Source organism: Streptomyces bicolor (assembly GCF_000719285.1).
GTDB classification, from domain to species: Bacteria; Actinomycetota; Actinomycetes; order Streptomycetales; family Streptomycetaceae; genus Streptomyces; species Streptomyces bicolor.
Map to the genome: position 1 here is coordinate 35,732 of NZ_JOFS01000001.1, position 24,660 is coordinate 60,391.

The 24,660-nt window shown below is 70.2% G+C and carries 19 protein-coding genes; 4 read left to right on the forward strand and 15 right to left on the reverse strand.

Features of this window, described 5'->3' with window-relative positions; genetic code table 11:
* Position 1: 1 nt before the first annotated feature.
* The 3 genes from frc to IF78_RS0100170 all read left to right on the forward strand — a co-directional run bounded on the left by frc (position 2) and on the right by IF78_RS0100170 (position 4,893).
* Positions 2–1,234 carry a formyl-CoA transferase gene (gene frc / locus IF78_RS0100160; protein ID WP_031475963.1) on the forward strand — a complete coding sequence of 411 codons (1,233 nt, stop codon included), beginning with the start codon at positions 2–4 and terminating at the stop codon, positions 1,232–1,234.
* Between the two features lie 4 nt (positions 1,235–1,238).
* On the forward strand, positions 1,239–3,383 hold the full coding sequence (locus tag IF78_RS0100165; protein ID WP_031475961.1) for an acetate--CoA ligase family protein: 2,145 nt from the start codon (positions 1,239–1,241) through the stop codon (positions 3,381–3,383).
* A gap of 121 nt (positions 3,384–3,504) precedes the next feature.
* Positions 3,505–4,893: an OFA family MFS transporter gene (locus IF78_RS0100170; protein WP_031475959.1), complete on the forward strand. Its 1,389-nt coding sequence runs from the start codon at positions 3,505–3,507 to the stop codon at positions 4,891–4,893.
* 106 nt (positions 4,894–4,999) lie between these two features.
* Here the strand turns inward: IF78_RS0100170 and IF78_RS0100175 are convergent, their stop codons facing one another.
* Genes IF78_RS0100175 through IF78_RS0100200 form a run of 6 tightly spaced genes read right to left on the reverse strand, consistent with a single transcriptional unit; the run spans position 5,000 to position 11,501 of the window.
* Entirely contained in the window at positions 5,000–6,049 is a 1,050-nt protein-coding gene (locus IF78_RS0100175; RefSeq protein WP_031475957.1) for a sugar phosphate isomerase/epimerase family protein, read from the reverse strand.
* Between the two features lie 46 nt (positions 6,050–6,095).
* Complete coding sequence (locus IF78_RS0100180; protein WP_031475955.1) at positions 6,096–7,568, reverse strand: alkaline phosphatase family protein; 1,473 nt, start codon at positions 7,566–7,568, stop codon at positions 6,096–6,098.
* The gene (gene eboE, locus IF78_RS0100185; RefSeq protein WP_031475953.1) at positions 7,565–8,734 is read right to left on the reverse strand and encodes a metabolite traffic protein EboE; all 1,170 of its coding nucleotides are present in this window, start codon (positions 8,732–8,734) and stop codon (positions 7,565–7,567) included. The genes IF78_RS0100180 and eboE overlap by 4 nt, the downstream gene beginning before the upstream one ends.
* 3 nt (positions 8,735–8,737) lie before the next feature.
* Positions 8,738–9,670 (reverse strand): TatD family hydrolase, encoded by a 933-nt coding sequence (locus IF78_RS0100190; RefSeq protein ID WP_031497926.1) that lies wholly within the window; start codon positions 9,668–9,670, stop codon positions 8,738–8,740.
* Positions 9,670–10,479: an EboA domain-containing protein gene (locus IF78_RS0100195; protein WP_031475950.1), complete on the reverse strand. Its 810-nt coding sequence runs from the start codon at positions 10,477–10,479 to the stop codon at positions 9,670–9,672. Before IF78_RS0100195 ends, IF78_RS0100190 begins: the two co-directional genes overlap by 1 nt.
* Complete coding sequence (locus tag IF78_RS0100200; protein ID WP_031475948.1) at positions 10,476–11,501, reverse strand: sugar phosphate isomerase/epimerase family protein; 1,026 nt, start codon at positions 11,499–11,501, stop codon at positions 10,476–10,478. The genes IF78_RS0100195 and IF78_RS0100200 overlap by 4 nt, the downstream gene beginning before the upstream one ends.
* 20 nt (positions 11,502–11,521) lie before the next feature.
* Here IF78_RS0100200 and IF78_RS48215 point away from each other — a divergent pair, with 20 nt between their 5' ends.
* Positions 11,522–11,707: a hypothetical protein gene (locus IF78_RS48215; RefSeq protein ID WP_158751237.1), complete on the forward strand. Its 186-nt coding sequence runs from the start codon at positions 11,522–11,524 to the stop codon at positions 11,705–11,707.
* Here IF78_RS48215 and IF78_RS0100205 read toward each other — a convergent pair.
* The 9 genes from IF78_RS0100205 to IF78_RS0100245 all read right to left on the reverse strand — a co-directional run bounded on the left by IF78_RS0100205 (position 11,670) and on the right by IF78_RS0100245 (position 24,409).
* Positions 11,670–12,836, reverse strand: a complete 1,167-nt coding sequence (locus IF78_RS0100205; RefSeq protein WP_051827432.1) for an inositol-3-phosphate synthase — start codon at positions 12,834–12,836, stop codon at positions 11,670–11,672. The genes IF78_RS48215 and IF78_RS0100205 overlap by 38 nt on opposite strands.
* A 112-nt stretch (positions 12,837–12,948) precedes the next feature.
* Positions 12,949–14,328 (reverse strand): ThuA domain-containing protein, encoded by a 1,380-nt coding sequence (locus tag IF78_RS0100210; RefSeq protein WP_051827452.1) that lies wholly within the window; start codon positions 14,326–14,328, stop codon positions 12,949–12,951.
* A gap of 21 nt (positions 14,329–14,349) precedes the next feature.
* Positions 14,350–16,857 (reverse strand): PQQ-dependent sugar dehydrogenase, encoded by a 2,508-nt coding sequence (locus tag IF78_RS0100215; protein WP_031475942.1) that lies wholly within the window; start codon positions 16,855–16,857, stop codon positions 14,350–14,352.
* Between the two features lie 81 nt (positions 16,858–16,938).
* Positions 16,939–17,937, reverse strand: a complete 999-nt coding sequence (locus tag IF78_RS0100220) for a sugar phosphate isomerase/epimerase family protein (protein WP_031475940.1) — start codon at positions 17,935–17,937, stop codon at positions 16,939–16,941.
* A gap of 15 nt (positions 17,938–17,952) precedes the next feature.
* Positions 17,953–19,182: a Gfo/Idh/MocA family protein gene (locus IF78_RS0100225; RefSeq protein WP_031475938.1), complete on the reverse strand. Its 1,230-nt coding sequence runs from the start codon at positions 19,180–19,182 to the stop codon at positions 17,953–17,955.
* Between the two features lie 326 nt (positions 19,183–19,508).
* The gene (locus tag IF78_RS0100230; protein WP_234439687.1) at positions 19,509–20,558 is read right to left on the reverse strand and encodes a substrate-binding domain-containing protein; all 1,050 of its coding nucleotides are present in this window, start codon (positions 20,556–20,558) and stop codon (positions 19,509–19,511) included.
* A gap of 17 nt (positions 20,559–20,575) precedes the next feature.
* Positions 20,576–21,595 (reverse strand): ABC transporter permease, encoded by a 1,020-nt coding sequence (locus tag IF78_RS0100235; RefSeq protein WP_031475934.1) that lies wholly within the window; start codon positions 21,593–21,595, stop codon positions 20,576–20,578.
* Positions 21,592–23,112, reverse strand: coding sequence for a sugar ABC transporter ATP-binding protein (locus IF78_RS0100240; RefSeq protein ID WP_031475932.1), 1,521 nt, complete (start codon positions 23,110–23,112; stop codon positions 21,592–21,594). The genes IF78_RS0100235 and IF78_RS0100240 overlap by 4 nt, the downstream gene beginning before the upstream one ends.
* 115 nt (positions 23,113–23,227) lie before the next feature.
* Positions 23,228–24,409 (reverse strand): ROK family transcriptional regulator, encoded by a 1,182-nt coding sequence (locus IF78_RS0100245; protein WP_031475930.1) that lies wholly within the window; start codon positions 24,407–24,409, stop codon positions 23,228–23,230.
* Positions 24,410–24,660: the final 251 nt, after the last annotated feature.

Consider the following 24,660-nt stretch of genomic DNA (forward strand, 5'->3'; position numbering starts at 1 on the left):
GGTGACGACCAAGGCTCTCGAAGGCATCCGCGTCCTGGACATGACCCACGTCCAGTCCGGGCCCTCCGCCACCCAGCTGCTCGCCTGGCTCGGCGCGGACGTCGTCAAGCTGGAGGCGCCGACCGGTGACATCACGCGCAAGCAGCTGCGTGACCTCCCGGACGTCGACTCCCTCTACTTCACGATGCTCAACTGCAACAAGCGGAGCATCACCCTCAACACCAAGACCGAGCGCGGCAAGGAGATCCTCACCGAGCTGATCCGGCGCTCCGACGTCATGGTCGAGAACTTCGGGCCGGGCGCGGTCGACCGCATGGGCTTCACCTGGGACCGCATCCAGGAGATCAATCCGCGTATCGTCTATGCCTCCATCAAGGGGTTCGGCGAAGGCCCGTACACCAACTTCAAGGCGTACGAGGTCGTCGCGCAGGCCATGGGCGGGTCGATGTCGACCACCGGTTTCGAGGACGGGCCGCCGCTGGCGACCGGAGCCCAGATCGGGGACTCGGGGACCGGAGTGCACGCCGTGGCGGGGATTCTCGCGGCGCTGTTCCAGCGCGAGAACACCGGGCGTGGGCAGCGGGTCAACGTGGCCATGCAGCACGCTGTACTCAACCTGTGCCGGGTGAAGCTGCGGGACCAGCAACGTCTGGCACACGGGCCGCTTGCTGAATATCCGAACGAGGACTTCGGCACGGAAGTTCCCCGCTCGGGAAACGCGTCCGGCGGCGGTCAGCCGGGCTGGGCGGTCAAGTGCGCGCCGGGCGGGCCGAACGACTACGTGTACGTCATCGTGCAGCCCGTCGGCTGGCAGCCGATCAGCGAGCTCATCGGCCGGCCCGAACTCGCCGACGACCCGGAGTGGGCGACGCCGGAGGCCCGGCTGCCCAAGCTCAACAAGATGTTCCAGCTGATCGAGGAGTGGTCCTCGACCCTGCCCAAGTGGGAGGTGCTGGAGAAGCTCAACGCGCACAACATCCCGTGCGGGCCGATCCTGTCCACCAAGGAGATCATCGAGGACTCCTCGCTGGTCTCCAACGAGATGGTGGTCACCGTGCCGCACCCCGAGCGGGGCGAGTTCGTGACCGTGGGCAGCCCGCTGAAGCTCTCCGACTCCCCCGTCGAGGTGAGCAGTTCACCTCTGCTCGGCCAGCACAACGAAGAGGTGTACATAGGCGAGCTCGGCCTCGGCGACGAGGAGCTGCGCCTGCTCAAGTCGAACGGAGTGATCTGACGTGATGGCCGAAGACCGCGTCCTGAAGGTGCGGGCGCTCCTCGACTCCGTGCGGGCCGAGGGACGCACCGCGCTGACCGCGCCCGAGGGCAAGGTGGTCGCCGACGCGTACGGGATCGCCGTACCGGGCGAGGAGCTCGCGACGGACGTCGACGAGGCGGTGGCGTACGCGGCGCGCTTCGGCGGGCCCGTGGTGATGAAGATCGTCTCGCCGGACATCCTCCACAAGACCGACGCGGGCGGCGTGATCGTGGGCGTCGAGGGCGCGACGGACGTACGGGCAGCGTTCCACCAGATCGTCGACAACGCTCGGGCGTACAACGCCGACGCCCGCATCGAGGGCGTGCAGGTCCAGGAACTGCTTCGCAAGGGGCAGGAGGTCATCGTCGGAGCGGTCACCGACCCGACGTTCGGAAAGGTCGTCGCCTTCGGGCTCGGCGGGGTGCTCGTCGAGGTCCTCAAGGACGTCACCTTCCGGCTCGCGCCCGTGTCCGCCGACGAGGCGCTGTCCATGCTGGACTCGATCCGGTCGGCGGAGATCCTGCGCGGGGTGCGTGGTCAGGCGGCCGTGGACCGGTGGGCGATCGCCGAGCAGATCCGCCGGGTCTCACAACTGGTCGCGGACTTCCCGGAGATCGCCGAGGTAGACCTCAACCCGGTGATCGCGACCGCGGAGGGGGCGGTCGCCGCCGACATCCGCGTGATCCTGTCGGAGGCGCCGGCAAAGCCCCGCCGCCGCTACACGCGCGACGAGATCCTCACCTCCATGCGCCGCCTGATGCAGCCGTCGTCGGTCGCCGTCATCGGTGCCTCCAACGAGCAGGGCAAGATCGGCAATTCGGTCATGCGCAACCTCATCGACGGCGGTTTCGCCGGGGACATCCATCCGGTGAACCCCAGGGCCGATGACATTCTGGGCCGCAAGGCGTACAAGAGTGTCACGGACGTTCCCGGTGAGGTGGATGTGGCGGTCTTCGCTATCCCCGCCAAGTTCGTGGCCTCGGCCCTGGAGGAGGTGGGACGCAAGAAGATCCCGAACGCCGTACTGATCCCCTCCGGGTTCGCGGAGACCGGCGAGCACGAACTCCAGGAGGAGATCGTGGCCATCGCCGAGCGGCACGGCATCCGGCTGCTCGGGCCGAACATCTACGGCTACTACTCGACCTGGCAGGACCTGTGCGCCACGTTCTGCACGCCGTACGACGTCAAGGGCGGGGTTGCTCTGACCTCGCAGTCCGGCGGCATCGGGATGGCCATCCTGGGCTTCGCACGGACCACGAAGACAGGCGTGTCGGCGATCGTGGGCCTCGGCAACAAGTCGGACCTGGACGAGGACGACCTGCTGACCTGGTTCGGCGAGGACCCGCACACCGAGTGCATCGCGATGCACCTGGAGGACCTCAAGGACGGGCGCGCCTTCGTCGAGGCAGCGCGGGCGACCGTACCGAGGAAGCCGGTGGTCGTCCTCAAGGCGGGCCGTACCGCGGCCGGCGCGAAGGCAGCGGGCTCGCACACCGGAGCGCTCGCCGGCGACGACGCCGTCTACGACGACATCCTCAGGCAGGCCGGTGTCATCCGGGCGCCCGGGCTGAACGAAATGCTGGAGTACGCGCGCGCGTTGCCGGTGCTTCCCGCTCCCAAGGGCGACAACGTCGTGATCATCACCGGGGCCGGTGGCAGCGGCGTACTGCTGTCGGACGCGGTGACCGACAACGGCCTGTCCCTGATGGAGATCCCGCCGGACCTGGACGAGGCCTTCCGGAAGTTCATCCCGCCCTTCGGGGCGGCGGGCAACCCGGTCGACATCACGGGCGGCGAGCCACCGTCGACGTACGAGGCGACGATCCGGCTCGGCCTGGAGGATCCGCGCATCCACGCCCTGGTCCTGGGCTACTGGCACACGATCGTCACTCCCCCGATGGTCTTCGCGGAGCTCACCGCGCGCGTGGTCGCCGAGTTCCGGGAGCGCGGCATCGAGAAGCCCGTCGTCGCGTCGCTCGCGGGTGACGTCGAGGTCGAGGAAGCCTGCCAGTACCTGTACGAGCGGGGGGTCGTGGCGTATCCGTACACGACCGAGAAGCCGGTGGCCGTGCTGGGCGCCAAGTACCGGTGGGCGCGGGCGGCGGGCCTGTTGGGGGGCGGTTCATGACGTGAGGCAGCGGGGGGTCGGCCGACGGTGCGCGTCGGCCGGCCCCGGGACCCGCGCGCGCACGAAAGGCATTGGACAGGGGGCGCTGGCCAGAACTTTCGACGCAAGGGGTGCAACCAACGTGACTACCACCGACGTTTCACGGGTCGCCGCCTATCGGGAGGTGACCGACAAGAACGGACGCGTCTACCGCATCGGCGAGTCCGACATCGACATCATGGGCCGCAAGCGCAAGTGGATGGTGATTCTGCCCTGGATAGGCATGATGGGCATTTCCTCCGCCGAGTACGCGTTCGCGTCCGCCGAGGACACCCTGCACACCGCGCACCACTGGAACAGCATGCACATTTTCTGGATGATGACCGTTTGGGTCTTCTTCCAGGCCGCGGTGGCCTTCCCCGCGGGAAAACTGCGTGAGAGCGGCAGACTGCCGGCCCGCTGGGCGATGATGCTCGGCGCGATTGGCACATTGATGGGTTATCTGTCGCTGGCCTTCGCGCCGCACGTCATCGTCGCCTATATCGGCTTCAGCGTGTTCAGCGGCATGGGCGCGGGCATGGTGTACGCCACTTGCGTCAACATGGTGGGCAAGTGGTATCCGGAGCGGAAGGGCGGCAAGACGGGGTTCGTCAATGGCGGTTTCGCCTACGGATCGGTGCCCTTCGTCTTCCTCTTCAACGGTTACATGGACCTGACCAACTTCCGCTGGGTACTGGTCTCGGTGGGTGTGTTCCTCGCCGGAATCGTCGCGTGCTCCGGCTTCTTCTTCAGGGACCCGCCGAAGAACTGGTGGCCCGCAGCGGTCGACCCGCTCAACCCGCCGAACGACCCGCGCGCGGCCCGCTCGCTGCGGATGAACCCGCCGGCGGTCCGCCAGTACACGCCCAAGGAGGCATGGAAAACCGGCCGAGTGGCCCTGATGTGGTTCTGTCTGGCGTGCACGTCCGGCGTGAACATCTTCGGTATCGCCTTCCAGGTGGACATCGGCGAAGAGGCCGGATTCGCGGGCGGCATAGTGGCGACGGCCATGTCCCTGAAGGCAATCGTCAACGGCACCGGCCGCGGTGTCATCGGCTGGCTCTCCGACCTCTACGGCCGCAAACGGTGCCTGCTGGTCGTGTGCGTCATCCTGGGCCTTTCCCAGTACGGCATTCTCTGGTCGGCCGAGGCCAAGAACCTTCCGCTGTTCCTGGTCTTCTCCTCGATCTCCGGTTTCGGCGGCGGCGCCATCTTCCCGATGTTCGCCGCGCTCACCGCCGACTACTTCGGCGAGAACAACAACGCGTCCAACTACGGCATGGTCTACAGCGCCAAGCTCGTCTCCGGTCTGGGCGCGGGCATGGGTGCCGTGGTCGTCGGTGCCTGGGGACACTCAGGTGCTTTCATCCTGGCCGGGTCCATCTCGCTCTTCGCCGGCTGCATGGCGCTCTTCCTCACTCCCCCGGGGCGCGACAAGACAGAGAGCCGCGTAGTTCCCAACCCGCAACCGCTCGGCGAGGACATGGCCTGACATGACGGCAGATCCGTACGCGGAAAGCAGCTCGTGGGTTGACCTGTCGCGAGCATGAGGAGGCCCTCCCCGCTTCGGGGAGGGCCTCCTCATGTCCGTATCGCCGTCAGCACTTCTCCCGCAGCGAGTGCAGGTGCTCGCTCGAACGGCGGGCGAACGTGAGGGAGTCGGTCGGGTTGTCGTGCTCCGCCTGCCAGTGGTGGGCGAATCGCTGCCCGCGCAGTCTGGTCACGGCGGAGATGAACCGCTGGTAGTCGATGTCGCCGTCCCCGACGTCGACCATCCGGTAGCCGTAGGTGTTGGCCGGATCGCTCACGCCGTCCTTGACGTGGAAGAGCGGGTAGCGGTGGGGCTGCTTCAGTACGTAGTCCAGCGGCTCGAAGGGGGCGGGGGTGCCGTCGGGCCGCTGCGAGAAGCGGAACTGGCCCGAGTAGGCCCAGAAGATGTCCATCTCCAGGTAGACGAGGTCGGGGTCCGTCTCGGCGAGCAGCACGTCGTAGAGACGGACCTTGGGGTTGTCGGTGGCGAAGGAGAACTCCTCGGAGTGGTTGTGCTGGTAGAACTTCATGCCGCGCGCCTTCGCCGCCGCGCCGTAGGTGTTGAACTCCTCGGCGGCGCGCTTCCAGGCGTCGACGGTGGAGCCGTAGCGGAACGGCCCGGAGGCGGTGCCTATGTGCTTCAGGCCGAGGGCCTGGGCATCGTCGAGAACCTTGGTGAGGTTCTGGGCGAAGGTGTAGGCGTTCGGGTCGTTGGAGTAGTAGCCGACGTGGCTGCCGATCGGGTTCAGGCCGTGGTCGCGGGCCAGCCGCTTGAGCTGGGCGAGGGTGATCGGGCCGGCCGAGCCCTGGGTGTATCCGGCGAATTCGACCTCGTCGTAGCCGTACTTCTCGAGTTCGGCGAAGACGGGGGCGAAGCCGAGTGTGGAGACCTTGTCGCGCAGGCTGTAGAGCTGGATGCCGAGTCGGCCGGGCGGGAGGACGGGGCGGCCCCGACCGGCGGTGCGTGACGACGCGTCGGTGGTGGACGCGGGGGCGGCGGTCGCCGGGGCGGCGGCGCCCAGCAGCGCGGCGGCCGTGGCGCCCGCGGCGACGCCCAGCATGCCTCGTCTGGTGAGGCGGTGGGTGAGTTCGGGGTCCGTCTGGGAAATGCGGCTCATGCCTGGAACTCCTTGAGGTCGAAGGCCGTTGTCAGTGGTGAGTGCTTCACTGGTGACCAGTCGGAAGAGACGGGCCTGTGAGTCCGGCGAGTTGGAGCAGGAGTGACTTCACATCGGTGGCCGCGACGCGGTCGCCGACAGCGCGGGGGGTGGAGCAGATGAGGAGCGGACCTTCGTCGTCGCTCGCGGGAAGGCGGCCGTGGCTGCCGCGAATAGGTGACGGATCAAGGGGCACGACCGCCATGCGGTAGCGCATGCCGAGTTTCTTACGGGCGAGCGCTGTCGCCGCCTTGACCTTGACGTAGGGGTCGCGGGGATCCAGGAAGAGTTCAACCGGGTCGTAGCCGGGTTTGCGATGGATCTCGACGAGCCGCGCGAAGTCGGGCGCGCGGGCGTCGTCGAGCCAGTAGTAGTACGTGAACCAGGCGTCCGGCTCCGCGATGGCAACGAGTTCGCCCGAGCGTGGATGGTCGAGGTGGTGGCCCTTCTTGCCCTCGTCGTCGAGGAGTTGCTCGATGCCGGGGAGCCCGTCGAGGGCGGCCCGGGTGGCGTCCAGGTCTTCCGGCTGGCGTACGTAGACGTGGGCGAGCTGGTGGTCAGCGACGGCGAAGGCACGTGACGCCATCGGGTCGAGGTACTCCATGCCGTCCTGCGTGTGCACTTCCAGCAGTCCTGCGCGGCGCAGGGCGCGGTTGATGTCGACGGGCCGGTTCGCGCGGGTGATGCCGTACTCGGAGAGCGCGACCACGGTACGGCCCTCCGCTCGGGCGTCGTCCAGGAGCGGAGCCATGGCCGCGTCCAGGTCGGCGGCCGCTTTCAGTGAGCGTGGGTCGTCGGGGCCGAAGCGCTGCAGGTCGTAGTCGAGGTGAGGGAGGTAGCAGAGGGTCAGGTCGGGGTTTCGGGTGCGGATGATGTGGCGGGTCGCGTCGATGATCCAGCGGCTGGAGACGAGGTCCGCTCCGGGGCCCCAGAAGTGGAAGAGCGGGAAGGTGCCGAGTTTCTCGGTGAGTTCGTCGTGCAGGGCGGGCGGCCGGGTGTAGCAGTCGGGCTCCTTGCGGCCGTCGGAGTAGTAGATGGGACGGGGGGTGACGGTGATGTCGGTGTCGGCGCCCATGGCGTACCACCAGCAGATATTGGCGACGGTGTAGCCGGGGTGGGCTCGGCGGGCGGCGTCCCAGAGTTTGTCGCCGGCGACCAGGCCGTTGTGCTGACGCCACAGCAGTACGTCGCCGAGGTCGCGGAAGTACCAGCCGTTGCCGACGATGCCGTGCTCCGACGGGTGGGTGCCGGTGAGGAACGTGGACTGGGCCGCGCAGGTGACGGCGGGCAGGACGGTGCCGAGCGGCGCCTGGGAGCCGGACTGGGCGAGCGTCTTGAGGTGGGGCATGTGGTCGAGGAGACGGGGGGTGAGGCCGACGACGTCGAGGACCAGGAGAGGGGTGGGGCGGCGCTTGGCCGTGGCGTCCGGGCGGGGTGCTGAGTGGGTGGCCGGGACTGCCGGGTCCGGTCCCTCGGTCATGGCAGCTCCTTCAGGCCGAGGTCCGTCAACAGGTCGCCGGCGAGGGTGAGTTCGGCGGCGATGCCGTCGGCGAGTTGGCTGCGGGCGCGGGGCCGAAGTTCGGCCGGGAGGGCCTGCCAGGTGTAGGTCTCGACCTCGAGGTGCCGGGTGAGCGGGGTGGGTCCGGCGACGAGCCGGGTCAGTGCGGCCCTGAGCACGGGGAGTGTGGAGGTGAGGGGCGCGGCAGGGGCTGCGTGGAGCGGGACGTGGAAGTGGGCGCGCCATGGGGAGGCGTCGGGGAGGGCATCGCCCTTGAGTGCCTCGCCGAGGTCGTCGGTGCCACGCAGACCGGCGGCGGTGGCGGTGCGGGTCTGGTGCAGGAAGCGGGGTTCGTCGAAGGCGGCGAGGGCCTCGCGGACGTCGGGGAGGTGAGGGTGTTCGGCGTGCAGGGCGGCTGAGAGCTGGGACTTGACGATGGGGACGCGGGCTTCCGCGAGCGCGTCCAGGGCGCTGTGCGGATCTTCGAAGGAGGTGGCGAGGTGACAGGTGTCGACGCAGACGCCGACGCGGTCGTGGCCGATCGCGGTGAGCGGGGCGATGGCGTCGGCGGTGGTCTCGACGATGCAGCCGGGTTCGGGTTCGAGGCCGACGCGGATGTCGCGGCCGGTCAACTCCTGCAGGGCGTCGAGGCGTTCCGCGAGCGTGAGCAGGGCGGTACGGGCCGTGTTCGCGCGTCCGTCGTCGTGGGCGGTGCGCCAGGCGAGGGGCAGGGTGGAGATGCTGCCCTCGGTGACGTCGTCGGGGAGGAGGCCGGCGAGGACTCGGGCCAGGGCCGTGGTGTGGTCGAGGCGTTCGGGGTCGGCCCAGTCCGGCTTGTAGACGCGGTACTTGACCTCTTCGGCACCGAAGCCCTCATAGGGAAAGCCGTTGAGGGTGACGACCTCGAGGCCGCGCCGGTCGAGTTCCGTGCGCAGTCCGCGCAGGGCGGACGGGTCGGAGACGAGGGCGCGGGCGGCATCCTTGGCGAGCCACAGGCCGATGCCGAGGCGGTCGCGGCAGAGCCGTCGGCGCACGGGTTCGCAGTGGTCCCGCAGTTGGGCGAGGACGCCGTCGAGGTTCTCCGCGGGGTGGACGTTGGTGCAGTAGGCGAGGTGGACGGTGGACCCGTCGGGGTGGCGGAAGCGCATGGCTCACGCTCCAGAGGCATGGGCGTCGGTCGGGGAGTCGGCCCAAGCGTCCGCCTCTCCGGGTACGCCGGCCTGTCCTTCGGGGTCCTTCGGAGCGCCGCGCAGGATGGAGTTGCCCTCGTGGGTCGCCTCCGGGGTCGCGCCGTCGAGGGTGAGGCGGCCGCTGAGGCCGTAGAAGGCGACGGGGTTGTGCCACAGCACCTGGTCGACGTCGTCCTCGTCGAAGCCCTCGGCCAGCATCAGATCGGCGACCTTACGGGTCTTGAGCGGATCGCTTCTGCCCCAGTCCGCGGCCGAGTTCACCAGCACCTGCTCGGTCCCGTAGGAGCGCAGGATGGCGACCATCCGCTCCTCGTCCATCTTGGTGTCGGGATAGACGGAGAAGCCGAGCCAGCAGCCGCTGTCCTTGGCCTCCTTGACCGTCGTCTCGTTGAGGTGGTCGACCAGGACACGGTCCGGGGGCAGTGCGGACTCGCGGACGACGTCGAGGGTGCGGCGCAGGCCGGCCAGCTTGTCGCGGTGCGGGGTGTGAACCAGCGCGGGCAGTTCGTGTTCGGCGGCGAGCTCGAGCTGTGCGGACAGGGCGGTGTCCTCGGCGGGGGTCATCGAGTCGTAGCCGATCTCGCCGACGGCGACGACCTGGTCCTTGACGAGATACCGGGGCAGTTCGTCGAGGACGGGGACACAGCGCGGGTCGTTCGCCTCCTTGGGGTTGAGGGCGAGGGTGCAGTGGTGGGCGATGCCGTACTGAGCGGCGCGGAAGGGCTCCCAGCCGAGAAGGGAGTCGAAGTAGTCGAGGAAGGAGGCGGGAGAGGTGCGGGGCTGGCCGAGCCAGAAGGAGGGCTCGACGACGGCGCGGACGCCGGCGGCATACATGGCTTCGTAGTCGTCGGTGGTGCGCGAGGTCATGTGGATGTGGGGGTCGAAGAGGCGCATCAGGACTCCTTGCCGTCGGTGCCGCGGGTGCCGCGCTCGGCGGCGGGCTCGGGTGGGGTGGCCGTGGGGTCGGTCAGGGTCAGGACGCGGTGCAGGTCTTCGGGCACGGAACGGCCCGCGGCGGTGCGCTCGGCGGCGTAGTCGCCCAGCATGCGGGCGAGTTCGGCGTCGCGGCGGGCGCGGCGGTCCAGGTCGGCCACCCTGTGGACGGGCACACCGGTGAACAGGCACTTCAGGACGGCGTGACGCCACTGGTGGGAGTCGAGGTGCCGGGCGGAGTAAGGGCCGACGGCGGCGGCGAGGAGCCGGGTGTCGTTGGTGCGCAGGGCGTCCTCCACGAGCGGGAGGGCCTCCGGGCCGGGCACCAGATGGGGCAGTGCGTGCAGGACGGCGCGACGTTCGGCGGCGGTTCCCTGGAAGTAGACCCGTGTGAGGGCGTCCGCGTCGGCGCGGGCCGCGTTCAGGATAAGGACGCGGGCGGCGTCGGCGTGGTCGGGGCCGCAGCGGCGGCCGGCCTCGGCGATGCGCAGCTCCCACACGGAGATGGGCCCATGGGTGCCGGGTTTCGCGGCGGCCTCCTCGAGAGCTCGGTGCAGCCAGTTGCGGGCGGCGGCGTCGAGGCGGGCGGTGAGGTGGACGCGGAGTTCGGTGGGCGGGGTGAGGGCGAGGGTGGTGCCCTGGCCTGCCGACTGGCCGACGGCGTCGGCCGGGCCGCCGTCGCGTGCGGGAGCGACCTTGTCCGGTTTGTCCTCTGCGCCCGGAGAAGCCTCCGCGCCCGGGATGGCCGGGCTGGTGCGGGGGTGGGTCATGAGGTGCTCCCTTCAGAGGTGACGGAGGGATCGCCGTGGGCTGGGGCGAGTACGGGTGATTCGGTGGCCGTGGCTTCGGCGCGGCGGAGGAACGGGAGGGAGAGTTCGGCGAAGTGGGGGCCCGCGTGGGAGTGACGGGGCAGTTCGACGACGGTCAGGCCCTGGTAGCCGGTGGCGGAGAGGGCGGCGAGCACGGGTGGGAAGTCGATCTCACCCTCGCCGAAGGGGAGGTGTTCATGGACGCCGCGGCGCATGTCCTCGATCTGGACGTGGCGCAGCCAGGGAGCGACGGCGCGTACGCAGTCGGCGGGAGAGAGGGGTTCGAGGCACTGGCAGTGGCCGATGTCGAGGGTGAGGCCGAGGTGTTCCGGTTCGCCGAGGGTGCGGTGGAGCCGGCGGAAGTCGGCGATGGTGGCGAGGAGGTGGCCGGGTTCGGGTTCGACGGCGAGGGGGATGCCGGCGGCGGTGGCGGCGTCCAGTACCGGGGTGAGGGCCTCGGTCAGGCGGTGCCAGGCCGTTTCCGGGTCCGTGCCCGGCGGTGTGATGCCGCTGAAGCAGTGGACGGCGTGGGCGCCGAGGTCGGCGGCGACCCGGACGGCACGGATCAGCAGGTCGACGCGGCGGGCACGGTCGTCCGGGTCGGGGTCCAGCAGGGAGGGGCCGTGCTTGCGGCGCGGGTCGAGCACATAGCGGGCGCCCGTCTCCACGGTGACGTCCAGACCGAGCGTGTCCAGCCGCCGCGCGACGCGGCGGGTGCGGGTGGCGAGGTCGGGGGCGAGGGGGTCGAGGTGCATGTGGTCGAGGGTCAGGCCGACCCCGTCGTAACCGAGGTCGGCGAGCAGGGCCAGGGCGTCGTCGAGGCGCAGGTCGGCGAGGCCGTTGGTGCCGTAGCCGAGGCGGAGAGGGGTGACGGCCGGGGACGGGGAGACGACGGTGGCGTGCTCGGCGCCGGCGCTGTGGGGGCTGTCGCCGTCCCGCCGGGCCTCGGTGGACCGCGCCCGGGCTGTCGTCGCGTGGCTCATCCGACGCTCACCTTCCTTCCGTGGCGGTCGCCGCAGCGCCCGCCAGGGGCGTGGCCGGGGACGGCGAACAGGCCGGGCGGGTACGGCGGTTCGGCCCGGGCTGGCGCAGGGCCATGGGGCTCTCCGGTGCGGCCGGCGGCCGATGGCGTGCGAGGATCACCGCGTCGTTCACGGCCGCTCCCCGGCAGAACCGGCGTGCGGCGTAGGCGGTGTGGGGGCCGCCAGTCGCTCGGCGAACTCGGTCAGCGCCGCGTACTGCTCCCCCAGCGCCGACGGCCCGTCCCCGACCGGATCCTTGAAGTAGAAGCCCAGCTCGCCGAGTGGTCCGGACAGGCCGGCCTCGTGGGCGCGTGCGGTCAGGCGAGCCAGGTCGAGCACGAGCGGTGCTGCCAGGGACGAGTCGCAGCCCTGCCAGATGGTCTGGAGGATCATGCGGGTGCCGAGGAAGCCGTCGAAGGCGATGTGGTCCCAGGCGGTCTTCCAGTCACCGAGGGCGGGAACGTCGTCGATGTGGACCTCGCCCTCGGGAGGGGTGCCGAGGGTGTCCGTCAGGACGCGCTCCTTGCCGGCGTTCTTCGCCGCCGCGGCGGCCGGGTCGGACAGGGCGGCGCCGTCGCCGCCGCCGAGCAGGTTCGTGCCGGACCAGGCGCGGACCGCCAGTGCTCGTTGGGTGAACATCGGGCCCAGGGCCGAGCGGAGCAGGGTCTGGCCCGTCTTGCCGTCGCGGCCGGCGAATGGCAGATCGGTCGACGACAGCAGGGGTGCGAGCGCCGGGTGGTTGAGGCCGGTCGAGGGGGTGAAGTTCACGTACGGGCAGCCCGCGCGCAGGGCCGCCGCCGCGTACAGCGAACTCGGGGGCAGGGAGGTGCCGGTGGGTGCGGGCTCGGTGGAGGCGACGTTCACCACGACCGCCCGGGTGAGCTCACACCGCCGTACGAAGTCCCGGATGTCGGAGGCGAAGTCGGCGATCAGCTCGTCCTCGCCGCGTGTGTCACCGGGTAGCGGGCCGCCCGGCCTGACCTCCTGGTCGGCCGCGACGAGTTCGGCCCGTACCGCCGCGGGCAGCCCCGGGGGCAGGACGCCGCCTGCCGCCAGTGCCTCGGCGCGTTTGGGCAGGGGGCAGTCCACCGTGTCGTGGCCGCCGAAGACGAGGGACGGCAGTGCGGGCAGGCCGCTGTCCGCGAACGTCGGGGTCTCGGTGACCAGGCCCGTTGGGGGATGCAGGCCCGCGGTGACGGCGGCGCACCCGGCGACGACGGTCGTGGCGACGGAGCCACGCGCCCCGATCAGCCATACGCCGACGCGTGACACGGACGGGGAAACGGACGCGGACATGGCAGCCTCCTTGTCGAGCGCGTCGTATGTGAGCCCCATGGCCGGGCCTAGGACAAGGCCCGGTGGGGTGGAGACGGCGGGCGGGAGTCCGGCGTCCCCCGCCCGCCGTCGCTCAGTCGCCCTGCGAGGCCGTGAGTCCGGAGGACTTCGGGGCCTGCACGGGCAGTTCCTTGATCCGGACGTCACGGAAGGACACCTCGTCGTCGGCTCCGTGGTTCTGGATGCCGATGTGTCCGTCGGTGAGGCTCCGGGCCGGGTCGGTGTTGGTGAATTCGTTGATCTTCACGCCGTTGAGATAGACGCGGAGGCGTTCGCCCTCCACGCGGATCTCGTACGTGTTCCACTCCCCCGGCGGATTCAGCGCACGGTCACGCTTTTGCAGGTCGGCGGACTTGAAGCCGTACACCGCACCGGTGGTGCGGTCGGCGGCGTCGGTCGCGTCGATCTGGATCTCGTAACCGTTGTTGACGGCCGACCACGGGTCGTCCGAGGGCGGGAAGCCCACGAAGACACCGGAGTTGTCGTCGCCGGCCATCCTCCAGTCGAGCTTCAGGGAGTACGACCCGAAGCCCGACCCGGCGTACCAGAGCATCCCCATGCCGCCGGTCGACGTGAGTGTGCCGTCCTCGGACAGGGCGAAGGAGCCCGGGCCCGCCTGCCGCCAGGCGTCCAGCGAGGCCTGGGTGCCGTCGAAGAGCGGGCGGTAGCCGTTCTCCGGGCGGCAGTCGGCCTGGGCGTCTCCGATGGCCCAGCGGATTCCGCCGAGCAGGTGCTCGCGGAACAGGGGCTCGGCGTAGGACTCCTTGGTGTGGCCGCCCCCGGTGTAGAAGGCGCGGCCACCCTGGTAGTTCTGGCACCAGGCGATGGGATGGTCGCCGTTCATGGTGCCGCCGGTGTACGAGGACTCGTCGAGGGACGCGAGGACGTGGGCCCTCTCCCTCGGGTTCGAGCGGTAGTTGTACCACTCGTCCGTGCGGTTCCAGGTCTGCGCCAGACCTGAGGTCGCCGGATGGGCGTGGTCCTCGACGTCCACGGTCGCGGGCTGGATCGCCGGGTGCGACTGGAAGTAGGCGCCGGCGATACCGCCGTAGAACTCCCAGTCGTACTCGGTGTCGGCGGCCGCGTGGATGCCGACGTAGGCGCCGCCGTGCCGGATGTAGCCCTCGAAGGCCCTCTGCTGGGCGGCGTCGAGGACGTCTCCGGTCGTCGACAGGAACACGACCGCGGCGTAGCGGCGCAGGTTGCCGGCGGTGAACGCCGCGGCGTCCTCCGTCGCATCGACCGTGAAGCCACCCTGCTCACCGAGCTGTTTCACCGCGGCGACGCCGTCGGGGATGGAGTCGTGGCGGAAGCCGGCCGTCTTGGAGAAGACCAGCACCCGCTTGTCGTCGGCACCCGGCCGTGAGGCCTGTGAGGCGGCCGGTCCCGACACACAGCCGAGGAGTACGGCGGCTCCCACGACGGCCGTTGTCATTCGTCCCGTTGGACGCATGCGCATTCTCCGTACCTCCTCTCAGCCCGTCGTGAAGGTGAAGTCGTCCACGTCGTACAGGGCGCCCGAGCCGCTCCCCTTGAAGACCAGGTAGAGCGTGGTCGTGCCCCTCGGCGCGCGGGACAGATCGGCCGTGACATCCTGGAAGGTCTCCCAGCCGCCGGTCACCGGCACGGTCGCCTTGCCGAGCAGGGTGCCCGTCGAGGACCCCGCACGGACCTCGAGGGTGCCGCCCGCGCCGCCGGAGGAGATCCGGGCGGTGATCTTCTTGGCGTTGCTCAGGGCGTACGGCGTGAAGGAGATCCAGTCGCCGTTGTTGATGTCGCCGACGGTACGGCCGCCGTGTGCGGTGGCCTTGGTGATGATGGAGACGCCGGAGCCGTTGCCGAAGTGCTCGGCCTGGCGGTGCCGGGGCTGGGCGACGTTCTGGTCGTGCGTGGTGAGCGGGGCCTGGCCGCCGCCTCCGCCGTCGGTGTACTCGGCGTCGATGACGCCGAAGATGTTGGCGTCCTCGTCATGGCCGCCGTCGGCGCTGGTCTGGAGGCTGCCGGTGCAGCCGTTCGCCGAGGTCAGCGGGTGGCCGTGGCTGTCGTGGCCGAGGATGAAGCTGACCTTGACCTTCGAGCAGTCGATCGTCCGGTCCTCGGGGTCGGTGACCTTCACCTTGAACGGGATGGCGTCACCGAAGCTGAACAGCTGCCCGTCCTGCGGGAGTTCCAGCGTCACCTTGGGCGCGGTGTTGCCGACCACGATCTGCACGCTCGCGCTGCCGCTGCGGCCCGAGGCGTCCTTGGCGGTCAGGGTCGCGGTGTAGGTGCCGTTCTTCTTGTAGCGGTACGTCGGGTTCGCCGCCGTCGACTTGCCGCCGTCGCCGAAGTCCCAGCTGTACGTGACGGCGTCGCCGTCCTGGTCGGTCGTGCCCTCCGAGGAGAACTGGACCCTCAACGGCGCCTGTCCCGAGGTCTTGCTCGCCGCGGCCTGTGCGACCGGCGAGTGGCCGTCGGTGGCGTTCTCGATGCGGTACAGGGCCGAGTGCTCGTCGCCGCCGAACCAGGAGACGCCGTAATCGAGGACGTACAGCGCGCCATCCGGGCCGAAGGCCATGTCCATGATCTGGGTGCCGGTCCAGGGGACGTCGTTGATCGACTGCACGGTCCCGGCGTCGTCGCTCACGATCCGCTTGATCCAGCGGCGGCCGAACTCGCCGGCGAAGAAGTTCCCGTCGTAGGCCTCGGGGAACTTCACGGGCGAGTCGAGCGAGGCGTCGTAGCGGTAGACCGGGCCGCCCATCGGCGACTCGGAGCCCGAGCCGAACTCGGGCACGGATCCGCCGTCGTACGGGATCCAGGCGGCCTGGGCCGGGGGAAGGTCGGTCAGGCCGGTGTTGTTCGGTGACGTGTTCTTCGGCGCCGCGCAGTCGAAGGACGCGCCCGACTGACCGGTCGCGAAGTCGTAGTCGACGTAGGCGTCGTTGTCGCCGGTGCAGTACGGCCACCCGTAGTTGCCGGGGGCGGTGACGCGGGCGAACTCGACCTGGCCGGCCGGGCCGCGGGCCGGGTCGGCGGCGCCGGCGTCGGGGCCGTAGTCGCCGACGTAGAGGATCCCGGTCGCCTTGTCGACACTGAAGCGGAACGGGTTGCGGAAGCCCATCGCGTAGATCTCGGGCCGCGTCTTGTCCGTGCCGGGCGCGAAGAGGTTGCCCTCGGGGATCGAGTACGAGCCGTCGGCGTTGACCTTGATGCGCAGGATCTTGCCGCGCAGGTCGTTGGTGTTGCCCGACGAACGCTGGGCGTCGAAGGCCGGGTTGCGGTTCGAGCGCTCGTCGATCGGGGTGAAGCCGTCCGACTGGAACGGATTGGTGTCGTCGCCCGTTGACAGATACAGGTTGCCCGCCGCGTCGAAGTCGATGTCACCGCCGACATGGCAGCACAGGCCGCGGGAGGCGGGGATGTCGATGATCTTCGTCTCGCTGGACGTGTCGAGCGTGCCGTCGGTCTTCAGGACGAAGCGGGAGAGGCGGTTGACGCCGTCGAACGGGGCGAAGTCCGCCGCCGTTCCGGTTTCGGGGGCGTCACCGGCGGGGGTGTTGAGCGGGGGTGCGTAGTAGAGGTAGATGAAGCGGTTCTCGGCGAATCCGGGGTCGACGCCGACGCCTTGCAGGCCCTCCTCGTCGTGTGAGTACACGGCGAGCTTGCCCGCGAGCCTTGTGTTGCCGGCCGCGTCGGTGATGCGCAGCTCGCCGTCGCGGGAGGTGTGCAGGACCGAGCGGTCCGGGAGGACGGCCAGCGACATGGGCTCGCCGACCTCCGGCTCGCCTTTGGCGAGGGTGACCTGCTGGAAGTCCTCGGCCGCGGCGGCCGCGGCGGTTCCCTCGTCGGCGACGGCTGCGCCGGCCTGGGGTGCGGTGAAGGTGAGGGTGGCGCCCGCCAGCAGTACGCCGCTCAGCAGCGCCACCGCCTTGCGGAATGACGGGCGTTGTCTGTGGGTCTCGTTTCTGTCGGTGCTGGTGGTGCGGTCGTTCCCGTGCACGAGTGCCTCCAGAAAGGGGCCGGTTGTACGGGCGGGTGCGTACGCCGGGATGCGCCGTCATCCCGGGGAATCAGAGAAGGATCAGTTGCCGAACGCCGCGTCGAAGGAGGCCGACGGCGGCTCGAAGTCGTACGCCTTCAAACGCGTCAGCGCCTCGGGGGCGCCCTGGAGCCGGTCCATGCCGGCGTCCTCCCACTCCACGGAGACGGGCCCCTGGTAGTCGATGGACCGCAGCATCCGGAAGACGTCCTCCCAGGGCACGTCGCCGTGCCCGGCCGACACGAAGTCCCAGCCGCGGCGCGGGTCGCCCCACGGCAGGTGCGAGCCGAGGCGGCCGTTGCGGCCGTCGAGGCGCTTGCGGGCCTCCTTGCAGTCGACGTGGTAGATGCGGTCGCGGAAGTCCCACAGGAAGCCGACGGGGTCGAGGTCCTGCCACACGAAATGGGAGGGGTCGAAGTTCAGCCCGAAGGCCGAGCGGCGGTCAACGGCTTCCAGCGCGCGTACCGTCGTCCAGTAGTCGTAGGCGATCTCGCTCGGGTGCACCTCGTGCGCGAACCGCACGCCCTCCGCGTCGAAGACGTCCAGGATGGGGTTCCAGCGTGTCGCGAAGTCCTCGTAGCCGCGTTCGATCATCGACTCGGGCGCGGGCGGGAACATGGCGACCAGGTGCCAGATCGCGGAGCCGGTGAAGCCGATCACCGTGTCGACGCCGAAGGCGGCCGCGGCCCGCGCGGTGTCCTTCATACGGGCCGCGGCGCGCTGCCGGACTCCTTCCGGGTCCCCGTCGCCCCACACCTCGCCCGGCAGGATGGCCTGGTGGCGTTCGTCGATGATGGCGTCGCAGACCGCCTGGCCGACCAGGTGGTTGGAGATGGCCCAGCACTTGAGGCCGTACTTGTCGAGCAGGGCCTTCCTGGAGTCGATGTACGACGGGTCCGCGAGGGCCTTGTCGACCTCGAAGTGGTCGCCCCAGCAGGCGAGTTCGAGGCCGTCGTAGCCGAAGTCGCGGGCGAGCCGACAGACCTCTTCCAGCGGCAGGTCGGCCCACTGGCCGGTGAACAGCGTGAACGTACGCGGCATCGCGCGTCAGCCTCCTCAGACCGCTATCGGGGTGTAGACGGAGTTCTTCTCGGCGCTCTCCTCCACCGCCGCGAGCACGCGCTGCACCTGCAGCCCGTCGGCGAAGGAGGGTTCGGGCTGCCTGCCCTCGGCGATGGCGTGGACCAGGTCGCGGGCCTGGTGGACGAAGGTGTGCTCGTAGCCGAGGCCGTGGCCCGGCGGCCACCAGGCGTCCAGGTAGGGGTGTTCGGGTTCGGTGACGAGGATGCGGCGGAAGCCGGCGTGGGCTGCGGGTTCGGTGCCGTCGTGGTAAGCGAGCTCGTTGAGCCGCTCCAGGTCGAAGGCGATCGAGCCGTGTGAGCCGTTGAGTTCGATGCGCAGGGAGTTCTTGCGGCCGGTGGCGTAGCGGGTGGCCTCGAAGGAGGCGAGCGCGCCGGACGGGAAGCGGCCGGTGAACAGGGCGGCGTCGTCGACGGTGACTTGACCGGCGCCGGTGGCCGAGACGGCGGAGAGGCCGCTCGTGGGGCCGCCGGGCAGCGGGCGTTCCTTCACGAAGGTCTCCGTCAGGGCGGACACCCCGGTGAGCCGCTCCCCTACCAGATATTGCGCGAGGTCGATGATGTGCGCGCCCAGGTCGCCGAGCGCGCCCGAGCCGGCCAGCTCCTTGCGCAGCCGCCACGTGAGCGGGAACTCCGGATCCATCAGCCAGTCCTGAAGGTACGTCACCCGGACATGGCGCAGGGAGCCCAGGCGCCCCTCGGCGACCATACTGCGGGCGAGCGCAGTGGCGGGCAGCCGACGGTAGTTGAAGCCGACCATCGCCAACTGGCCGCGTGCGTATGCCTCTTCCGCTGCCACGGCCATCGCCTCGGCCTCCTCGACACTGTTCGCGAGGGGCTTCTCGCACAGGACGTGCTTGCCGGCGGCCAGCGCGGCGAGCGCGATCTCGGCGTGGCTGTCGCCGGGGGTGCAGATATCGACGAGGTCGATGTCGTCCCGTGCGATCAGCGCACGCCAGTCGCTCTCCGCCGTGGCCCAGCCGTGCCGGTCGGCCGCCGCGCGCACGGCCGCCTCGTCCCGCCCGCAGATCGCGGCCATGACCGGGCTGCGGGGCAGGTCGAAGACACGGCCCACGGTGCGCCAGCCCTGGGAGTGGGCGGCGCCCATGAAGGCGTAGCCGACCATGCCGACGCGCAGTGGCGGATTCCCGGACCCTGTGGCCCCTGCCTCCGCCTCGGCCTGGTCGGGCTGCTGCGGCTGTCCCATGCGAAAGTCCTCCTCGTCGTCGTGCCGCGGTGGGGGGTTGGGGGACGTCCTGCGGAGTTCGCGACCGTCGAGTAGCAGCTGACTGGCAGTACCGCGGCCTCGGCCCATACGGCGACCACGGCCACAGCCGGCCGCCACCTCACCGAGCTCCCGGCCGGCACGGGGGCCGTCGCGCGGGTCGCCGGGCCCGACGGCCCGCACCCACCGGAGTCCCGAACTCCGCGAGGCCGGCCCGCCCACAGTCACCGCAGTCCCGGTCGGCTCGATCCACAGAACGCTCCCGCCCTGCCCGGCGGACCCCTCGTCCCCGCCGGGCAGGGTGCGCCTCACTTGAAGCCGGTGGACATGTACTGGTCGACGTTGGTCTTGTCGACGACCGCCGAGTAGAGGGTGATCGAGGCGGGGATCTCGAACTCGGCCATGCCGCTGACGCCGTTGCCCTGGCCCAGCGCACGGGCCAGGTCGATGGCGGACGCGGCCATGGTCGGCGGGTACAGGACGGTGGCCTTGAGGACCCCGTCGTCCTGCTTGATCGCCTGGAACGCGGACAGGGCGCCGGCGCCGCCGACCATCAGGAAGTCGTCGCGCCCGGCCTGCTCGATGGCCCGCAGCGCGCCCACGCCCTGGTCGTCGTCGTGGTTCCACAGCGCGTCGAACTTCGGCTGGGCCTGCAGGAGTTGGGCCATCTTGGCCTGCCCGGACTCGACCGTGAACTCGGCCGCCTGGCGGGCCACCTTCTTGATGTTGGGGTAGTTCTTCAGGGCGTCGTCGAAGCCCTGGGTGCGCTGCTTGGTGAGCTCGAGGTTGTCCAGGCCGGCCAGTTCGATGACGGTGGCGTCCGGCTTGTCCTTGAGCTTTTCGCCGATGTAGTGCCCGGCGTTCAGGCCCATGCCGTAGTTGTCGCCGCCGATCCAGCAGCGGTAGGCCTGCGGGGTGTTGAAGATCCGGTCGAGGTTGATGACCGGGATGTTCGCGCGCATCGCCTTCAGGCCGACCTGGGTGAGTGCCTTGCCGTCGGCGGGCAGCACGACCAGCACGTCGACCTTCTTGTTGATCAGCGTCTCGATCTGGCCGATCTGCGCGGCGGTGTCGTTGGAGCCCTCCGTGATCTCCAGCGTCACGTCGGAGTATTTCTTCGCGCGGCTCTTGGCGTTGTCGTTGATCGCGTTGAGCCAGCCGTGGTCGGCCTGCGGTCCGGCGAAGCCGATGGTGACCTGCTTGCCGGGCTTGTCGTCGGCGGCCGGCTGGTCGTTCGCGGCCGGCTCGTCCTTGGACTCGTTGCTCGTGCAACCCGTGAGGAGGGCACCGGCTCCTACGGCGGCGGTCCCGAAGAGCAGCCCTCTGCGACTGGTGAAGCGGCCCATGGTCTCTGGCATGGCGGTGAACCCTTTCCTCAGGTCGTGCTCGCGGTACGGCGCTGGACCAGCACGGCGGCGACGATGATCGCGCCCTTGGCGATCTGCTGGACGTCGCTCTGCAGGTTGTTCAGGGCGAAGATGTTGGTGATCGTGGTGAAGATCAGGACACCGAGCACGGAGCCGACGATGGTGCCGCGGCCCCCGCTGAGCAGTGTGCCGCCGATGATCGCGGCGGCGATGGCGTCGAGTTCGTAGAGGTTGCCGTTGGTGTTCTGACCGGAGCCGGACAGGACGATCAGCAGGAACGCGGCGATGCCGCAGCACAGCCCGGACAGCAGGTAGAGGTAGAGCCGCTGGCGGCGGACGTCGATGCCGGCGAGCCGGGCCGCCTCCGCGTTGCCGCCGACGGCGACCGTGCGCCGCCCGAAGGTGGTGCGGTTCAGGATCAGCCAGCCGATGATCGTCACGACCGCGAACACCATGACCAGCGGCGGGATGCCGAGTACGTACGCGTCGCGCTCGCCGAGGTCCAGCACCGAGGGAATGGTGACGATCTGCGTCTTGCCGTCGGTGATCTGCAAGGCCAGGCCGCGCGCGGAGGCCAGCATGGCGAGCGTGGCGATGAACGGGACCATCGCGCCGTAGGCGATCAGCACTCCGTTGACCAGGCCGCATCCCACGCCGACGATCACCGCCGTGAAGAGGATGCCGCCGAAGCCGTACTCCTGGGTGGCCACCGTCGTCGCCCACACCGAGGCGAGCGCGACGATCGCGCCGACGGACAGGTCGATGCCGCCGGAGATGATGACGAAGGTCATGCCGACGGTGACGACGCCGATCACGGAGGCCTGGGTGAGGACGAGTTGGAGGTTGCGGCTGTCCAGGAACTGGTCCGGCTTGGTGATGCCGCCGATGAGGATGAGCGCGGCGAGGACGCCGAGAAGGGAGAGGGTGCGCACGTCGGCGCGGGCCATGAGGCCGCGCCAGGCGGGCGGTGCGCCGGCCGAGGGCACCTTGCCGGTGCTGTCCCGAGGCGGGGAGGCGTGCTGCGTCATGACGCCGGGCTTCCTTCCATGACGAGGTCGAGTACGCGGTGTTCGTCGAGTTCACGCGCGGGTGCGGTGTGGACGACGCGGCCTTCGCGCAGGACCAGCACGCGGTCGGCGAGGCCGAGGACTTCGGGCACTTCGCTGGAGACGAGCAGCACGGCGAGGCCTTCGTCGGCCAGTCGCCGTACGACCGCGTACAGTTCGGCGCGGGCGCCGACGTCGACGCCGCGGGTGGGTTCGTCGAGCAGCAGGACGCGGCAGCCGCGCAGCAGCCAGCGGGCCAGGACGGCCTTCTGCTGGTTGCCGCCGGACAGGGTGCGCACCGGCACGGACGGGTTGTCGGGCCGTAGCGACAGCTCACGCGTCGCGGCCCGCGCGGCCCGCAGTTCGGCGGCACGGTCGATCCAGCCGCCGCGCGAGAAGCGGGACATGGACGACACCGACACATTGCGGGTGACGGACTCCAGCATCAGCAGGGCCTGCGCCTTGCGTTCCTCGGGTGCGAGTCCGAGGCCGGCGCGGACGGCGGCGCGGACGCTGCCGGGTTTCAACGGTCGTCCGTCGACCAACACCTGACCGGATGTCGGCTTCCGCGCCCCGTATACGGTCTCCAGGATCTCCGACCGCCCCGAGCCCACCAGCCCGGCGAGCCCGACGATCTCCCCGGGCCGCACGCTCAGGTCGAGAGGCTCGAACTCACCCTCCCGGGCGAGCCCCCGCACCTCCAGCAGCGGCTGCCCGGCCGTCGCGTCCTTCGCAGGCCGCTCGGGGAAGACGTACTCGACGTTGCGTCCCGTCATCATCGCCACGACCTCGCGCGTCGGCGTCGTCTTCGCCGGAAGCCCGCCCGCCACGGCCCGCCCGTCCTTCAGCACGGTCACCCGGTCGCCGATGCGGCGGATCTCCTCCAGCCGGTGCGAGATGTAGACGACGGCGACGCCGGCGGCGGTGAGATCACCGACGATGCGGAAGAGGTTGTCGACCTCGTCCGGGTCGAGGGCGGCGGACGGCTCGTCCATCACGATCAGCCGTACGTCGTGGGAGAGCGCCCGCGCCATGGACACGATCTGCTGCTGTGCCGCCGACAACTCCCCGACCAGACGCGCCGGGTCGATCTCGGGATGCCCGAGTCGCTTGAGGAGCAGGCCTGTTGACGCCCGAGCAGCCTTTCCGCGTATGACGAAACCGGCGGCCGTGGGTTCATGGCCGAGGTGGACGTTCTCGGCGACCGACAGGTGCTCGACGAGGTCGAGTTCCTGGTAGATGGTGGCGATGCCGAGGCGCATCGCGGCGATGGGCGAGCGGAGGGTGACCTCCCCGCCGCGCCAGTGGATGGTGCCGGTGTCGGGCTGGTGGGCGCCGGCCAGGACCTTGATGAGGGTGGACTTGCCGGCGCCGTTCTGGCCGAGCAGGCAGTGCACTTCACCGGCCTGGACGTCGAGGTCGACGCCGTCGAGGGCGCGGACTCCGGGGAACGACTTGGTGATGCCGGTCATGCTGAGCAGCGGTGGTTCTGGTGCCATGAGGTCCCCTTGGCGGGCGTGCGGGCCGGTTTCAGGGCAGGGCGGAGCGAAGCACGGTACTGCGCGAGGCGGAGCAGGGGGTGAGCCGGTGGAACCGTGTGGAACGGGTAGTGGCTTACGCGGGTGAGAACACGTGGTCGCTGATGAGCCGGGCCGCGCCGATGACTCCGGCGGTGGGGCCCAACTCCCCCAGGACGATGGGCAGGTTGCCGGTCGCGAGGGGCAGCGACTGGCGGTAGACCTGGGTACGGATCGCGGCGAGCAGGTTGTGGCCGAGGCCGGTCACCCCGCCGCCGATCACCACCAGGCCGGGGTTGAAGAAGCTGACGAGGCCTGCGATGACCTGGCCGACGCGGTTGCCGCCCTCGCGGATCAGGTCGAGCGCGGTGGCGTCGCCGGCGGCGGCCGCGGCGGCGACGTCGACGGCGGTCAGGGTGCCGTTCGCCGCCAGCCGGGAGGCGAGTTCCTCCGAGAGCCCCTGCTGGGCGGCCTCCACCGCGTCCCGGGCGAGGGCCGCCCCGCTGAAGTGGGCTTCCAGACAGCCCCGGTTGCCGCAGGCGCACGGACGTCCGTCGGGTACGGCCTGGATGTGCCCGATGTCGCCCGCGCTGCCCGTGACACCGCGGTGGACGTCACCGCCCGCGACGATGCCGCAGCCGATGCCGGTGCCGATCTTGACGCAGAGGAAGTCGCCCACGGAGCGTGCGACGCCCGCGTGCTGCTCCCCCATCGCCATGAGGTTCACGTCGTTGTCGACCATGACCGGGCAGCCGAGTTCCTGGCTGAGCGCCTCCCGCACGGGGAAGCCGTCCCAGCCCGGCATGATCGGCGGCGCCACCGGGACACCTTCGGGGAAGCGGACCGGTCCGGGGACACCGATGCCGGCGCCGTCGAACCCTTCCGCGAGCCCCGAGGCCCTCAACTTCGCGGCCATGGACAGGACTCGCTCGAAGACCGCAACCGGGCCCTCGCGCACGTCCATGGGCTGGTTGAGGTGGCCGAGGATCTCCAGTTCGGCGTTGGTGACGGCGACGTCGACCGAGGTCGCGCCGATGTCGACGCCGAGGAAACGCAGCCCCGGGTTGAGCCGGATGTTGTGGGAACGGCGGCCACCGCGCGAGGCGGCGAGTCCGTCGGCCACGACCAGACCGGTCTCCAGCAGGCGGTCCACCTCCACGGCCAGCTTGGACCGCGAGAGGTCGATCTGATCACCCAGCTGGGCCCGGGAGTTGGGCCCCCCGTCGCGCAACAGCCTGAGCAGCTTGGCCTGATGGGCGTTCGCGGGTCGAGCCGTCATACGTCTCACGAGCCCCTCCCCGCCTCGATCGGCCTGTGCGCGCCGGGTTTCGGCCACTTCCGTGGCCTGCTTTCGAGGGGAACGTAGCAGTGGTTGCCGGGAGTGGGAAGAAGTTGCGCATAGATTGCCGTCAACTTTCTCCACTCACAGGACAAAGCCGCGCGGTGCTCCCGCCTCCTCGCGCCGACCCCCGTGCGGTGCCCTGGCGTCATCGGTCCCGGCCCCGCAGGATGGGCACGACGCCGGGCCTG